Source organism: Pseudomonas trutticola BRTCR10, from assembly GCF_056155105.1.
Genome location: NZ_CM149552.1, coordinates 697,494 through 712,001 on the forward strand (window position 1 = coordinate 697,494; position 14,508 = coordinate 712,001).

At 59.3% G+C, this 14,508-nt stretch carries 14 protein-coding genes; 7 read left to right on the forward strand and 7 right to left on the reverse strand.

Annotated features, from left to right (window positions below; genetic code table 11):
* Positions 1-53: 53 nt before the first annotated feature.
* The 6 genes from ACVVH8_RS02980 (at position 54) to ACVVH8_RS03005 (ending at position 6,581) form a co-directional block, all read left to right on the forward strand.
* Positions 54-968, forward strand: a complete 915-nt coding sequence (locus ACVVH8_RS02980) for an ABC transporter permease subunit (RefSeq protein WP_103304688.1) — start codon at positions 54-56, stop codon at positions 966-968.
* A 3-nt stretch (positions 969-971) separates the two neighbouring features.
* On the forward strand, positions 972-2,273 hold the full coding sequence (livM, locus tag ACVVH8_RS02985; protein ID WP_475228399.1) for a high-affinity branched-chain amino acid ABC transporter permease LivM: 1,302 nt from the start codon (positions 972-974) through the stop codon (positions 2,271-2,273).
* Positions 2,270-3,142, forward strand: coding sequence for an ABC transporter ATP-binding protein (locus ACVVH8_RS02990; RefSeq protein ID WP_213027390.1), 873 nt, complete (start codon positions 2,270-2,272; stop codon positions 3,140-3,142). The genes livM and ACVVH8_RS02990 overlap by 4 nt, the downstream gene beginning before the upstream one ends.
* Positions 3,139-3,855, forward strand: coding sequence for an ABC transporter ATP-binding protein (locus ACVVH8_RS02995; protein WP_103304691.1), 717 nt, complete (start codon positions 3,139-3,141; stop codon positions 3,853-3,855). Before ACVVH8_RS02990 ends, ACVVH8_RS02995 begins: the two co-directional genes overlap by 4 nt.
* 841 nt (positions 3,856-4,696) lie before the next feature.
* Entirely contained in the window at positions 4,697-5,461 is a 765-nt protein-coding gene (locus tag ACVVH8_RS03000; RefSeq protein ID WP_123448417.1) for an SDR family oxidoreductase, read from the forward strand.
* 214 nt (positions 5,462-5,675) lie between these two features.
* The gene (locus tag ACVVH8_RS03005) at positions 5,676-6,581 is read left to right on the forward strand and encodes a cation diffusion facilitator family transporter (protein WP_475228402.1); all 906 of its coding nucleotides are present in this window, start codon (positions 5,676-5,678) and stop codon (positions 6,579-6,581) included.
* A gap of 154 nt (positions 6,582-6,735) precedes the next feature.
* Here the strand turns inward: ACVVH8_RS03005 and ACVVH8_RS03010 are convergent, their stop codons facing one another.
* The 7 genes from ACVVH8_RS03010 to ACVVH8_RS03040 all read right to left on the reverse strand — a co-directional run bounded on the left by ACVVH8_RS03010 (position 6,736) and on the right by ACVVH8_RS03040 (position 11,988).
* Positions 6,736-7,869 (reverse strand): AGE family epimerase/isomerase, encoded by a 1,134-nt coding sequence (locus tag ACVVH8_RS03010; protein WP_475228404.1) that lies wholly within the window; start codon positions 7,867-7,869, stop codon positions 6,736-6,738.
* Between the two features lie 199 nt (positions 7,870-8,068).
* Positions 8,069-8,641, reverse strand: a complete 573-nt coding sequence (locus ACVVH8_RS03015) for a HupE/UreJ family protein (protein WP_103304694.1) — start codon at positions 8,639-8,641, stop codon at positions 8,069-8,071.
* Between the two features lie 27 nt (positions 8,642-8,668).
* The gene (gene ureG, locus ACVVH8_RS03020) at positions 8,669-9,283 is read right to left on the reverse strand and encodes an urease accessory protein UreG (RefSeq protein WP_053116815.1); all 615 of its coding nucleotides are present in this window, start codon (positions 9,281-9,283) and stop codon (positions 8,669-8,671) included.
* Positions 9,284-9,294: 11 nt separating this feature from the next.
* Positions 9,295-9,969: an urease accessory protein UreF gene (locus ACVVH8_RS03025; RefSeq protein WP_475228407.1), complete on the reverse strand. Its 675-nt coding sequence runs from the start codon at positions 9,967-9,969 to the stop codon at positions 9,295-9,297.
* Positions 9,966-10,466, reverse strand: coding sequence for an urease accessory protein UreE (gene ureE, locus ACVVH8_RS03030; RefSeq protein ID WP_213027396.1), 501 nt, complete (start codon positions 10,464-10,466; stop codon positions 9,966-9,968). The genes ACVVH8_RS03025 and ureE overlap by 4 nt, the downstream gene beginning before the upstream one ends.
* 301 nt (positions 10,467-10,767) lie before the next feature.
* Positions 10,768-11,400, reverse strand: a complete 633-nt coding sequence (locus ACVVH8_RS03035) for a TetR family transcriptional regulator (RefSeq protein ID WP_475231116.1) — start codon at positions 11,398-11,400, stop codon at positions 10,768-10,770.
* A gap of 171 nt (positions 11,401-11,571) precedes the next feature.
* The gene (locus ACVVH8_RS03040) at positions 11,572-11,988 is read right to left on the reverse strand and encodes a hypothetical protein (protein WP_103304699.1); all 417 of its coding nucleotides are present in this window, start codon (positions 11,986-11,988) and stop codon (positions 11,572-11,574) included.
* 385 nt (positions 11,989-12,373) lie between these two features.
* Between ACVVH8_RS03040 and ACVVH8_RS03045 the strand changes: the two genes are divergently transcribed.
* On the forward strand, positions 12,374-14,449 hold the full coding sequence (locus ACVVH8_RS03045) for an AsmA family protein (RefSeq protein WP_475228410.1): 2,076 nt from the start codon (positions 12,374-12,376) through the stop codon (positions 14,447-14,449).
* Positions 14,450-14,508: the final 59 nt, after the last annotated feature.

Genomic DNA, 14,508 nt, shown 5'->3' on the forward strand with positions numbered 1-14,508 from the left:
AGAAGAACCGCACACCCACAGGTGTGCAGGTTCTCATTGCGTGAGATTGCGTTATGGATGGTATTTTCCTGCAGCAACTGGTCAACGGCCTGACCCTCGGGTCGGTCTATGGCCTGATCGCCATCGGCTACACAATGGTCTACGGCATCATCGGCATGATCAACTTCGCCCACGGCGAGGTTTACATGATTTCTGCTTACCTGGCGGCAATCAGTCTGGCTCTGCTGGCTTACTTCGGTATTGAATCCTTCCCGCTCCTGATGCTCGGCACACTGGTCTTCACCATCGTCGTTACCGGGGTGTATGGCTGGGTCATCGAACGCATCGCTTACAAACCGCTGCGCAACTCCACCCGACTGGCACCGCTGATCAGCGCCATCGGTATCTCTCTGATCCTGCAAAACTATGCCCAGATCAGCCAGGGCGCCCGTCAACAAGGTGTTCCGACGCTGCTCACTGGCGCCTGGCGCATCGATATCGGCACCGGCTTCGTGCAGCTCACCTACACCAAGATTTTCATTCTGGTGGCCGCCTTCGTCGGCATGGGCCTGCTGACCTATGTCATCAAGTACACCAAGCTCGGCCGCATGTGCCGCGCCACTCAGCAAGACCGCAAGATGGCCTCGATTCTGGGGATCAACACCGACCGGGTGATTTCCTATGTGTTCATCATCGGTGCAGCCATGGCGGCGCTGGCCGGCGTACTGATCACCATGAACTACGGCACGTTCGACTTCTACGCCGGTTTCGTCATCGGCATCAAAGCCTTCACTGCCGCGGTACTCGGCGGGATCGGTTCGCTGCCGGGCGCGATGCTGGGCGGGATCATTCTCGGGATATCCGAGTCGCTGTTCTCCGGTCTGGTCAACTCCGACTACAAAGACGTGTTCAGCTTCTCGCTGCTCGTACTTGTTCTGGTCTTCCGGCCGCAGGGCCTGTTGGGCCGTCCTCTTGTGTCGAAGGTGTAAGCGATGTCTTCAACCACTCAAAAAAACATCGATATCAAAAAAAGCCTGGTTGAGGCGATTCTTGCCGGCCTCATTGCCCTGATCGTGTTCGGCCCGATTGTCGGCGTCGTGCTCGAGGGCTACAGCTTCAATCTTGAGCCGACCCGCGTCGCGTGGATTATCGGCATTGTCATGATTGGCCGGTTTGCCCTCAGCCTGTTTCTGCAGACGCCCAAGGGCCTGAAGATTCTCGACGGATTCGAGAGCACCGGTTCCGGTGTGCATGTGTTGCCGTCCGATCACAAATCAAGCCTGCGCTGGATCATCCCGCTGCTGATTGTGCTGGCAGTGATCGTGCCGTTCGTCTCCAACTCCTATCTGCTAGGCGTGGTCATCCTCGGGTTGATCTACGTGTTGCTGGGGCTGGGGCTGAATATCGTGGTGGGCCTGGCCGGTTTGCTCGACCTCGGTTACGTGGCGTTCTATGCCATCGGCGCCTACGGTCTGGCGCTCGGTTATCAGTATCTCGGTCTGGGGTTCTGGACGGTGCTGCCACTGGCGGCGATCACCGCAGGTCTGGCCGGTTGCATCCTCGGTTTCCCGGTGCTGCGCCTGCACGGTGACTATCTGGCGATCGTGACTCTTGGCTTCGGTGAAATCATCCGTCTGATACTCAACAACTGGCTGTCGCTGACCGGCGGCCCGAACGGCATGCCGGCGCCGCTGCCGACATTTTTCGGTCTGGAGTTCGGCAAGCGGGCGAAAGATGGCGGGGTGCCGTTTCACGAGTTCTTCGGCATCGCCTACAACCCGGACGTGAAGTACTACTTCATCTACGCGGTGTTGTTCCTGGTGGTATTGGCCGTGCTGTACATCAAGCATCGTCTGGTAAAAATGCCGGTCGGCCGCGCCTGGGAAGCCTTGCGTGAAGATGAAATCGCCTGCCGCTCGATGGGCCTCAACCACGTGCTGGTCAAGCTCTCGGCGTTCACCATCGGTGCGTCGACCGCAGGTCTGGCCGGGGTGTTTTTCGCCACTTACCAAGGCTTCGTCAACCCGACCTCGTTTACCTTCTTCGAATCGGCACTGATTCTGGCCATCGTCGTGCTCGGCGGCATGGGCTCGACCATCGGCGTGGTGATCGCCGCATTCGTGCTGACCGTCGCGCCGGAACTGTTGCGCGGCTTCGCTGAATACCGCGTGCTGCTGTTCGGCATCCTGATGGTGTTGATGATGATCTGGCGACCACGTGGGCTGATCCGCATCAGCCGCACCGGGGTCACTCCACGCAAAGGTGCCATTCACTATGAGAGGACTGCGCCATGAGTGAAGTCGTACTCTCTGTTGAAAAACTGATGATGCATTTCGGCGGCATCAAGGCCCTGAGTGACGTCAGCCTGAAGGTCAAACGCAACTCGATCTTTGCCCTGATCGGCCCGAACGGCGCCGGCAAGACCACGGTGTTCAACTGCCTGACCGGTTTCTACAAGGCCTCCGGCGGCAAGATCGAACTCAACGTGCGTGGTCAGCAAACCAACGTGATCAAGTTGCTCGGCGAGTCGTTCAAACCAACCGACTTCGTCTCGCCGAAATCCTTCCTCAGCCGTCTGTATTACAAGATGTTCGGTGGCACCCATCTGGTGAACCGCGCAGGCCTGGCGCGGACTTTCCAGAACATTCGCCTGTTCAAGGAAATGTCGGTGCTGGAAAACCTGCTGGTGGCCCAGCACATGTGGGTCAACCGCAACATGCTCGCCGGCATCCTCAACACCAAGGGCTACCGCAAGGCCGAGAGCGACGCGCTGGATTGCGCGTTCTACTGGCTGGAAGTGGTCGATCTGGTGGACTGCGCCAACCGTCTCGCCGGTGAACTGTCCTACGGCCAGCAACGCCGTCTGGAGATCGCCCGCGCCATGTGCACGCGCCCGCAGATCATCTGCCTCGACGAACCGGCTGCCGGCCTCAACCCTCAGGAAACCGAAGCGCTGAGCGCGATGATCCGGCTGCTGCGCGACGAGCACGATCTGACCGTGGTGCTGATCGAACACGACATGGGCATGGTAATGAGCATTTCCGACCACATCGTGGTGCTGGACCACGGCATCGTCATCGCCGAAGGCGGGCCTGAAGCCATTCGCAACGACCCGAAAGTGATTGCCGCTTACCTGGGCGCCGACGAAGAGGAGCTGGTATGAGCCAACCGATCCTCGAACTCAAAGACCTGGACGTGTTCTACGGGCCGATCCAGGCGCTCAAAGGCGTATCACTGCAGATCAACGAAGGGGAAACCGTCAGCCTGATCGGCTCCAACGGTGCGGGTAAATCGACGTTGCTGATGTCGATCTTCGGCCAGCCACGGGCGGCGGGCGGGCAGATCCTTTATCAAGGCGTCGACATTACCCACAAGTCATCGCACTACATCGCCTCCAACGGTATTGCGCAGTCGCCGGAAGGGCGGCGGGTGTTCCCTGACATGACCGTCGAGGAAAACCTGCTGATGGGCACCATTCCGATTGGCGACAAGTACGCCAAGGAAGACATGCAGCGCATGTTCGAGCTGTTTCCACGGCTGGAAGAGCGCCGCACGCAACGGGCGATGACCATGTCCGGTGGTGAGCAGCAAATGCTCGCCATTGCCCGTGCGTTGATGAGCCGGCCGAAGTTGTTGCTGCTCGATGAACCGAGCCTGGGTCTGGCGCCGATCGTGGTGAAGCAGATCTTCGCGACCCTGCGCGAACTGGCGAAAACCGGCATGACCATTTTCCTCGTCGAGCAGAATGCCAACCATGCGTTGAAGTTGTCTGACCGGGCGTATGTGATGGTCAACGGCGAGATTCGCCTGTCCGGTACCGGCAAGGAATTGCTGGTGAACGAGGAGGTGCGTAACGCCTATCTTGGCGGCCACTGAGTTATCCCCAGCTACACACCGCCCCGGCGACGCAAGTCCCGGGGCTTTTTCATGCCCGGAAACCCACCATAACTCCTGTGGGAGCTGGCTTGCCAGCGATAGCGGTTTCCCCCTAAACAATGATGTTGGCAGTGACTCCCTCATCGCTGGCAAGCCAGCTCCCACAGTTAAAAGTGCGACCTTCGCCAAAATTGTGGAAAACAAATTCCGCTACCTGCCAAAGCGCGACATATAGACGCTGCAAATGGCTGTTTTTCCACAGTTTTGAGTTGTCCCCGTTTGCTGTGGAGCTGGCTGTGAATAACGTGGGAGTAGCTGGCTGAAAGCCTTGTCTGGCGTGGCCTGTAGCGTTGTGATTGTTTTTTGATCAGGTGATTTGGCAGGAGCGTCAGGCGTGGTTGTCAACCTTTTTATGGTGGGCACAGAGCAGGCGATTCGCTGTGTGCTGACCTGTGGATAAGTCTGTGATTAAACTCTGGAAAGACTGCGCTAGGCAGCGTAATTGCTGGCCTCGCGCAATCACTGCTGTGACCGTTCGGTCGTGCAAAATGCCCTGTCCCGCACATCTGTTACTTCAGGGTCAAGCAAAAAACTTTCTATTCACGCCGCAAAGCCTTGTGTGGCGCGGCTTTGCGCGTTTCCACTTGCCCCCGGAAACTGTGGAAGGGCTTGTGGATAACGTGCGCGCATATGGCTGCAGGCCACGGTGGCTGTGCCGTTGGTACGGTTGGTTGTTTTTTGTACAGCGTGTGGGTGTTGCCCGTGAATGCGGGGCCGGGCATGCTGGCTGCTGATTTTCTATTCCAAGGGCTGCCCCGGTGGCCGAAGCAAGGAGAACACGATGTCCAACACCCTGTTTATCACCGGCGCAACGTCCGGTTTTGGTGAAGCCTGCGCCCGCCGTTTCGCCGAGGCTGGCTGGAAACTGGTGCTGACCGGCCGTCGTGAAGAACGCCTGACCGCGCTGTGTGCTGAATTGTCGAAGCAGACCGAAGTGCACGGTCTGGTGCTTGATGTGCGTGATCGCCAGGCGATGGAAGCGGCGATCGCCAACCTGCCGCCGTCGTTCGCCAAACTGCGTGGCCTGATCAACAACGCAGGTCTGGCCCTGGGCGTGGACCCGGCGCCGAAATGCGATCTGGATGATTGGGACACCATGGTCGACACCAACGTCAAAGGCCTGATGTACGCCACTCGTCTGCTGCTGCCGCGCCTGATCGCCCATGGCCGTGGCGCCGGCATCGTCAACCTTGGCTCCATCGCCGGTAACTATCCGTATCCGGGCAGCCACGTCTATGGCGCGACCAAGGCATTCGTTAAACAGTTCTCGCTGAACCTGCGTTGCGACTTGCAGGGGACGGGTGTGCGGGTCAGCAACATCGAGCCGGGGCTATGCGAGAGCGAGTTCTCGCTGGTGCGCTTCGCGGGCGATCAGGAGCGCTACAACGCCACCTACGCCGGTGCCGAGCCGATCCAGCCGCAGGACATCGCCGAGACGATTTTCTGGGTGATGAATGCGCCTGCGCACATCAACATCAACAGCTTGGAGTTGATGCCGGTGAGCCAGACCTGGGCCGGTTTTGCGATCGAGCGTAACAAGGCTTAACACCGCGTTATGGCCATCGCTGGCAAGCCAGCTCCCACAAGTACCGAATCGTTCACAAGATTTGTGGACGCCGATAAACCTGTGGGAGCTGCGGTGCGACGATTCGACTTGCCAGCGATGAGGCCAGAACAGGCAATAAATCCCGATAAGGTAAACTCCCCTCGCAACAACCCAACCGCACCCTGCGGTTTTCAAGGTTTTTCGAGGAGTCAAAGTGAGTAACCGAGGTGAGCAGTCGCTGCTCAAACAATCGACCATCCTGATGTTCGCGGTGTCGATCGCCGGGATCGTCACCGGTTTTGTATCGGGTTCCCAATCCATCCTGTTCGATGGTTTTTTTTCGCTGATCGCCACGTTCATCAAAGTCCTGATGCTGATCACCGCCAGGTTGATCGCCAAGGAAAGCAATCACCGCTTCCAGTTCGGCTTCTGGCATCTGGAACCGATGGTGCTGCTGATCGAAGGCAGTTTCCTGCTGTTGATCGCCATCTATGCGTTTCTCAACGGTGTGTTCGGCATCATCAATGGCGGGCGCGAGATCGAGTTGGGTCTGGTGATCATCTATGCCGCAGTGTTTACCGTGGTTGAGTTTGGCTACTTCTTCTACGTGCGCCGGCGCAATCGCAAGCTCAAATCCACACTGATTCAGTTCGACAACATCAGTTGGCTGGTGGACGCGATGCTGTCGGTCGGCCTGTTGATCAGTTTTCTCGCGGCGCTGTTGCTCAAGTCCCAGGGCTATGGCGAGTGGGCAAGGTTTGTCGACCCGCTGATCCTGATCGTGCTGGCTCTGACCATGCTGCCACCGGCGTTCAAGATTCTCGGCCCGGCGTTGCGCGACGTGTTGGGTATCGCGCCGGACACGCTGGATGACCAGGTGCGTCAGGTGATGGAGGCGGCGAAAGTCGAGCATGGTTTCGATGATTACGTGTCCTACGTGCAGAAGCACGGGCGGGCGCGGTTTATCGAGATTCATGTGGTGCTGCCGGCGGACTATGCGCTGAGCAGTGTCGGCCAGCTGGATGTGTTGCGCGAGGATATTTCGGCGAAACTTGGCAAACCGGATGCGGCGCGCTGGTTGACCATCAGCTTCACGGGCGACAAGAAGTGGGTTGCTTGATGTAACCCGGTTCTCTGCTGAGAACACAGTTTGTGGCGAGGGGATTTATTCCCGATCGGCCCCGCTTTCTTCAGGGCCGCTTCGCGCGCCATCGGGGATAAATCCCCTCGCCACAATAGATCCCTTCATCACAGCAGATCTCATTTGCATGAGATCAGCGTAGGTATTCGGTAAGACCGCTGTAGCAAGTCGCAAGGTGATACGGCGTCGTCGACGGCATGTCCTTGCGGCTGACTTCACCCTGCTCATCGCGGCATTCATGCCAACCCCCGGCATGCAGGAAGCGTTGCTGTAGCGCCTGCAATTGGCGCAACACCGTGGCTTCGCTGTCGGGGCGCAACGTCAGGGCGCGCAGGTATTCAGCCTGAGCCCAGATCCGTTGAGTCGAATCTTTCGGGCGGCCGTCCAGTTCCAGATCAAGCATCGCCCGCACCGCGCCGGACGGCTGTTCGACGCCAAATTGCTCGGTAAACGCGAACGCCTTGTCCAGCGCTGCATGCAGTTTCGAGCCGCGCAGCAATGGCGACGATTCGAGCAGAAAATACCATTCGAACTGATGCCCCGGCTCGTACCAGTTATCCACAGCCCCCAGCGGTTTCTCCATCAACACGCCCTGTTGCGGGTCAACGAAGTGCTTGTGCATGGCTGTGCATAACTCGATCAGCAGCTGCTGCGTGGGAGCATCTTCGCGCACGGAAAGGGTGGCAAGAAACGCTTCGGCCAGGTGCATCAGCGGATTTTGCAGAGGGCCGGTTTGCAGGGTGATCCAGTCCCGCTCAAGGCAGGCTTCGTACAATCCATCGCCCGTGGCAAAACGTCGGCCAATGACTTCCAGCGCGGCGTTCAGCGTCGATTCCACCAGCGGCTCACGGGACTTTTCCCAATAATGCGCGCAGGCGAACAGGATGAAGGCGTGGGTGTACAGATCCTTGCGCTGATCGAGCGGTTTGCCCTGTGCATCGATGCTGTAGAACCAGCCACCGTGCTCGGCGTCATGAAAGTGCCGTTGCAAGGAACGGAACAGCGCCGCCGCGCGTACTTCGGCATTATCCACAACCCCGATCAGGCTGGAAAACAGATACAACTGCCGTGCGCAGGCCATCGCCCGATAGCGTTGCGGTGGCAGCGGTTGGTGGGCGGCGTCCAGCGCTTCGTAAGGCAGGGCCATGTCGGCATTCCATCCCGGGCCTTGCCACAGCGGCACGATCACGTTCACAAAGTGCTGTTGCACATCGCTGAACAGGGCGGTCAATTCAGGCAGGGAGGCGGAGCGGGAAGCATGGGGCATTGGCGGACGTCGTCACGGCTGGGGCGATTGCGCGACATGGTAGCAGAGAGACCGACATTAGAGGCCCGGTGTCTGATCGGCCGTCATCGCTGGCAAGCCAGCTCCCACAGGGATCATTGGTGTTCACACAATTGTGGGCTCACCCAATAATCTGTGGGAGCTGGCTTGCCAGCGATGAGGCCGGTACAGGCGACAGCGATCAGCCGGCCAGCAACCAGGCACCGGTCACAGCCGAGGCAGCTCCTGCGAGGCGCACCAACGGTGCAGCCGCCTGAGGCAGGAAACGCACCACGGCGTAACCCGCCGCATGCAGTGCAGCCGTTGCAGCCACAAAACCAGCGGCATACGCCCATGGGCTGGTCATCTCCGGCAATTCCAGGCCATGTGCCACGCCATGGAACAGCGCAAACACCGCCGTCGCCGCCACCGCCATCACCAGCGGCGGACGCACCGCCAGCGCCACGGCCAGGCCCAGCGCCAGTACCGACGCGGCAATCCCGCTTTCCAGTGCCGGCAATTCCAGCCCTTCAAAACCGAGCATGCCGCCGATCAGCATGGTGCCGACAAACGTGCACGGCAGCGCCCAGCGTGCTGCGCCTTGTTGCTGCGCCGCCCACAGACCGACAGCAACCATCGCCAGCAAATGGTCGAGGCCACCGATCGGATGGCTGATGCCGGCGATCAAACCGCTGTCGCCATGCCCAGGGTGAGCAAAGGCCAGTGCCGGGGTCAGCAGCAGCGCGACGGCGCCGAGAATACGATTGAGTGTCATGGATAAGCTTCCTTGTTGAAAAATGAATCAGGCTGCGGTCAGCAAACCCTGGCGTTCGATGAAGGCAATGATGGCTTCCAGGCCCTGGCCGGTTTTCTGGTTGCTGAACACGAACGGCTTGCCGTTGCGCATGCGCTTGGTGTCGCTGTCCATCATTTCCAGCGAGGCACCCACCAGCGGCGCGAGGTCGATCTTGTTGATCACCAACAGGTCCGACTTGCAGATTCCGGGCCCACCCTTGCGTGGCAGCTTGTCGCCGGCCGAAACGTCGATCACGTAGATGGTCAGGTCGGACAGTTCCGGGCTGAAGGTCGCCGAGAGGTTGTCGCCGCCCGACTCCACCAGAATCAGGTCCAGACCGGGAAAGCGGCGGTTCAGTTGATCGACCGCTTCCAGGTTGATCGAGGCGTCTTCACGGATGGCCGTGTGCGGGCAACCGCCGGTTTCCACACCGATGATGCGCTCCGGTGCCAGCGCTTCGTTACGCACCAGAAAGTCGGCATCTTCACGGGTGTAGATATCGTTGGTGACTACGGCGAGGTTGTAGCGCTCGCGCAGCGCCAGGCACAGGGCCAGGGTCAACGCGGTTTTGCCGGAACCGACCGGGCCGCCGATGCCGACGCGCAGAGGTTGTGTATTCATGGTTGTTTCTCCTAAGAGCGGAACAGGCGGCTGTACTGGCGCTCATGGGCCATGCACGCCAATGACAGACCGAACGCGGCACTGCCGATGTGTTCGGGATTGATTCGGGTGGCATCCTGCTGCGCCTGTTGCAGCAGCGGCAGCAGTTCGCTGGTCAGGCGCTGGGCGGCTTGCTGGCCCAGCGGCAGGGTTTTCATCAGCACGGCGAGCTGGTTTTCCAGCCAGCTCCACAGCCACGCAGCAAGCGCGTCTTGCGGGCTGATGCCCCAGGCGCGCGCGGCCAGCGCCCAGCACAGGGCCAGATGCGGTTCGGTGCACTGCGCGAGAAAGTCACGGGCCGGCCTGTCGAGTTCGGGCAAGCCGTTGAGCAACTGCTGCAACGAATAACCCATCTGCCGGCTCTCCAAGTGCAACTCGCGAGTCTCGCGGCTGGCGCGGTGACTTTCGCAGAGGATCAGCAGCTCGGCCCATTGCTCGTCCGCCGCTGCTTGGCAATGCGCGAGCAACAGCGGCGCTTCAAAGCGCGACAGATTCAGCAACAACTGATCGCTGATCCAGCGGCGGGCGCTGTCCGGGTTGTTCACCCGGCCGTTATCCACCGCCATTTCCAGGCCTTGCGAATAGCTGTAGCCGCCAATCGGCAATTGCGGACTGGCCAGGCGCAGCAGCGCCCAGGCTGGGTTCATAAACGAACGCCGAACTGGTGCAGTTTCGGCGCGTAGTTGAAGTCCTCGTCGCCGTGTCGCGAATGGTGATGGCCGCCACCGTAGGCACCGTGTTCCGGCTGGAACGGCGCTTCAATCGCTTCTACTTGCGCGCCAAGCTGTTCGAGCATGGCCTTGAGCACGTAGTCGTCGAGCAAACGCAGCCAGCCATCGCCGACTTGCAGGGCGACATGGCGGTTACCGAGGTGATAGGCGGCGCGGGTCAGTTCGAAGGCGTTGGCGCAGGTGACGTGCAGCAATTGTTCGGGCCGGGCGCTGACGCGGACGATACGGCCGTCTTCGGCCTGTAGGCATTCGCCGTCATACAACGGTGGCTGACCGCGCTCCAAAAACAACCCGACGTCTTCGTTTTCGGCACTGAAACAGCGCAAACGGCTTTTGCTCCGGGCTTCGAAGGTCAGGTGCAACTCGGCGGCCCAGACGGGTTGAGGGTCGATTCTGCGATGAATCACCAGCATGGGGAAAGCTTCCAGCAGTGGACAATACTCAGGCTAGAGCAAGGGGCTTGCCAATCGGACGAGATGTAGGAAATCCCTGTCGGAGCGTAGTGGATGTTTCAAGATGTTGCGGGATTCTGAGAGGTTTTGGTGCATGAAGTTTTTTACATGCACCAAATAGAGGCCGAGACGCTGCGCCTTTGTAGGAGTGAGCCTGCTCGCGATAGCGCTCTATCAGTCAGCAAATATTTGACTGAGAGAGCGCTATCGCGAGCAGGCTCACTCCTACAGGGGATTTGTGGTGTTGCGGGAAGAGGGGGCGCTACTCGGTACTGCCCAGCCCTTGCCAGTGCTTGAGCCCGATAAAGATAAAGCGCAGTTGCTGGGTAATCTTCGCCTGCGGCGTCAGATGTTCAGGCAACGCTTCGGCGGGCGGATCGATGATGTCCGGCAAAGTGGCAAACACCGATTTGACGATCAGGTCAGCTATCACGCTCAGCCCGGCAGCATCCAGATGCTGCAGCTTGGGCATCAACGTCAGATCCGCCGCGAGGTCGGCGCTGATGTTCTCGCGCAAACGGCCAATGGCCTGACGCACCGGCAGCGAGCCGCCATATTGCTCGCGAGCGAGAAACAGGAACTGCGAACGGTTGGCGTTGACCACATCAAGAAAAATCCGCACCGACGCATCGATAATGCCGCCCATGACGAATTCGTTATGGCGCACCAGGCGAATGGTTTCGCGGAAGGTCTGACCGACTTCTCTGACCAGCACCAGACCGAGTTCATCCATATCGGCAAAATGTCGGTAGAAACCGGTGGGCACGATGCCGGCGGTCTTGGTCACTTCGCGCAGGCTCAGGCTGCCGAAACCTCGGCCGCTTTCCATCAAATGGCGGGCAGCGTCCATCAGGGCGGTGCGGGTCTGTTGTTTCTGTTCGGCGCGGGGCAGCATCGCAGGTGTGTTCTTCGGCAAGACAAGCGCCGCACTCTAGCAAATCGGCTTAATCGGCGTCGAACGGCAGCGGGGAGATGCAGTGGGGACAGGGCGACTTCTTATTGGCTGCGGCTGAAAAGGCAAAAGCCCAATCCGGGGATTGGGCTTTTTTTCAGGGCCGCCATGGGCTTAGCTCACAGCGCTGTTGCGTTCGATCACACGGTCACCACCACCTTCGGCGAGCTGACCTTGAGGCGTCTTGTCGTAACCGTCTTCGACCAGGCCTTTCTCTTTCAAACGATCGTTACCACCTTCGGCAACCGATTGACCTTGTGGAGTCTTGTCATAGCCGTCTTCAACCAGGCCTTTTTCTTCCAGGCGGTTGCGACCGTTCTCGGCAAGTTGACCTTGTGGGGTCTTGTCGTAGCCATCTTCAGCCAAGGTCTGACCTTGTGGGGTGCGGTCATAGCCGTCTTCGGCGAGGGTCTGGCTGAACACCGAGTGGCTGTCCTTGACTTGCGGCGTGGCTTGATCGGCAGCAGGAAGAGCAAAAGCAGTGCTGGCTAGCATCGACAGGGTAAGGCTGAGCAGTAATTGGCGTTTCATGATGGGTTGCTCCTTGGGAGGGCGATAAAGTGGGTACGAGGGCAATGCTACTCTCGATAAGTCGATATAAAAGTTCATAAACGCAATGGTAATAATCAACAGAATTGATTGTTCTGCGGGAAGGCTCTAGCTCGGGCCTTTCAGAGGAGGGCTTTTGCACCGCTGTGGGTATTTTCGACCCACTTATGCCTCGTAAAAGTGCGGGACGCGGTAACGCTGTTCGACCGATTGGTCAGATTTCGCGCGGCTTTTCGCGCCTTAATCTGTCTTTTGATTAAACCTGCGGGCCTTTTGCCAGTCACAGGTTTCATAGGGGCCGCTTTGGCCCGCCGTTTCAGCTGTGCGCCGGGTTTTCGGCGTGCGGTCGTGATCAGGAGTTTTGTGCATGACGCGCACTGGAAAAATCTTCAGCTGGACCTTCGCCACCCTTGTATTGCTTTTGGCCGTGCTGGTGTTGGTCATCGTGTTCTTCGACTGGAACCGGATCAAACCGCCGCTCAACGCCAAAGTCTCGGAAGAGCTGCACCGACCGTTTGCCATCAACGGCAACCTCGCGGTGATCTGGCAGCGCGAGCCGGATGAGGGCGGCTGGCGTGCCTGGGTGCCGTGGCCGCATGTGGTCGCCGAGGATTTGAGCCTGGGCAATCCGGACTGGTCGAAAAAGCCGCAGATGGTCACGCTCAAGCGCGTCGAACTGCGCATTTCGCCGCTGGCGCTGTTGGCGCAACGGGTAGTGATTCCGCGGATCGATCTGACCGAACCCAACGCCGAGTTGCAGCGTCTGGCCGATGGCCGCGCGAACTGGACGTTCAAGTTCGACCCCAAGGATCCGAATGCCGAACCGTCAAACTGGGTCGTCGATATTGGCGCGATCAAGTTCGACAAAGGTCACGTCACGCTTGATGACCAGATCCTCAAGACCAATCTGGATGTGCTGATCGATCCGCTTGGCAAGCCGATTCCATTCAGCGAAATCGTCGGTGACAAAGCAGCGAAAACCGCGCAGGAAAAGGGTGCTGCACCGCAGGACTATGCCTTCGCGGTGAAAGTAAAAGGTCAGTATCACGGTCAGAATCTCACTGGCCAAGGCAAGCTCGGCGGGCTGCTTGCCTTGCAGGACGCGAGCAAACCTTTCCCGCTACAGGCGCAGGCGAAGATCGGCGACACCAGCATCGAACTGGCCGGCACCCTGACTGATCCACTCAACCTCGGCGCCCTCGACCTGCGTCTGAAACTGGCCGGCGCCAGCCTCGGCAATCTCTATCCGTTGACCGGCGTGACCTTGCCGGACACGCCGCCGTATGCCACCGACGGCCACTTGATCGCCAAACTGCACGACGCTGGCGGCGCGAATTTCACCTATGAAAAATTCAACGGCAAGATCGGCGGCAGCGATATCCATGGCGACCTCAATTATGTCGCCAGTCAGCCACGGCCCAAACTCAGCGGGGCGCTGCTGTCCAATCAACTGCTGTTCGCCGACCTCGCGCCGCTGATTGGCGCCGACTCCAACGACAAGCAAAAGGCCCGCGGCGGCGAGAGCAAGCAACCGGCGGATAAAGTGCTGCCAGTGGAGGAGTTCAAGACCGACCGCTGGCGCGCAATGGACGCCGACGTCGAATTCACCGGCAAGCGCATCGTTCACAGTGAAAAGCTGCCCTTCACTGACCTCTATACCCACCTGAAACTCAATGATGGCGAGCTCAGCCTCGAACCGCTGCGCTTCGGCGTGGCCGGTGGCAATCTCGATGCGCAGATCCGCCTCAACGGTCGTACCGAGCCACTGGAAGGCCGCGCCAAACTGACCGCGCGCGGGTTCAAGCTCAAGCAGCTGTTCCCGACCTTCGAACCGATGAAAACCAGTTTCGGTGAGCTGAATGGCGACGCCGATATTACTGGTCGCGGTAATTCGGTGGCGAAGCTGCTGGGCGGGGCCAACGGCAATCTGAAGATGCTGATCAATGATGGCGCGATCAGCCGTGAACTGATGGAACTGGCCGGACTTAACGTAGGCAACTATGTGGTCGGCAAGATCTTTGGCGACAAGGAAGTGAGGATCAACTGTGCGGCGGCTGACTTCGACATCAAGACCGGGCTAGCGACTACGCGGCTTTTTGTCTTCGATACCGAGAACGCGATCATCTACATCGATGGCACGGCGAACATGGCCACCGAGCAACTCGATCTGACGGTGACGCCGGAATCCAAGGGATGGCGTTTGATCTCCTTGCGCTCGCCGTTGTACGTGCGTGGCAAGTTCATCAAACCGGATGCGGGGGTCAAGGCTGTGCCGTTGTTGCTGCGTGGGGCCGGGATGGTCGCGCTGGGGGTGATTGCGGCACCCGCGGCAGGATTGCTGGCGCTGGTCGCGCCGAGTGGTGGCGAACCGAATCAATGTGCGCCGTTGCTGGAACAGATGAAGGCGGGCAAGGCACCAGTGACCGTCAAGCCAACCAAGTAATTCTTCAGCCTGGTAAATCTTCAGCGCCTGTCATGGCGCCATCGCGGGCAAGCCCGCTC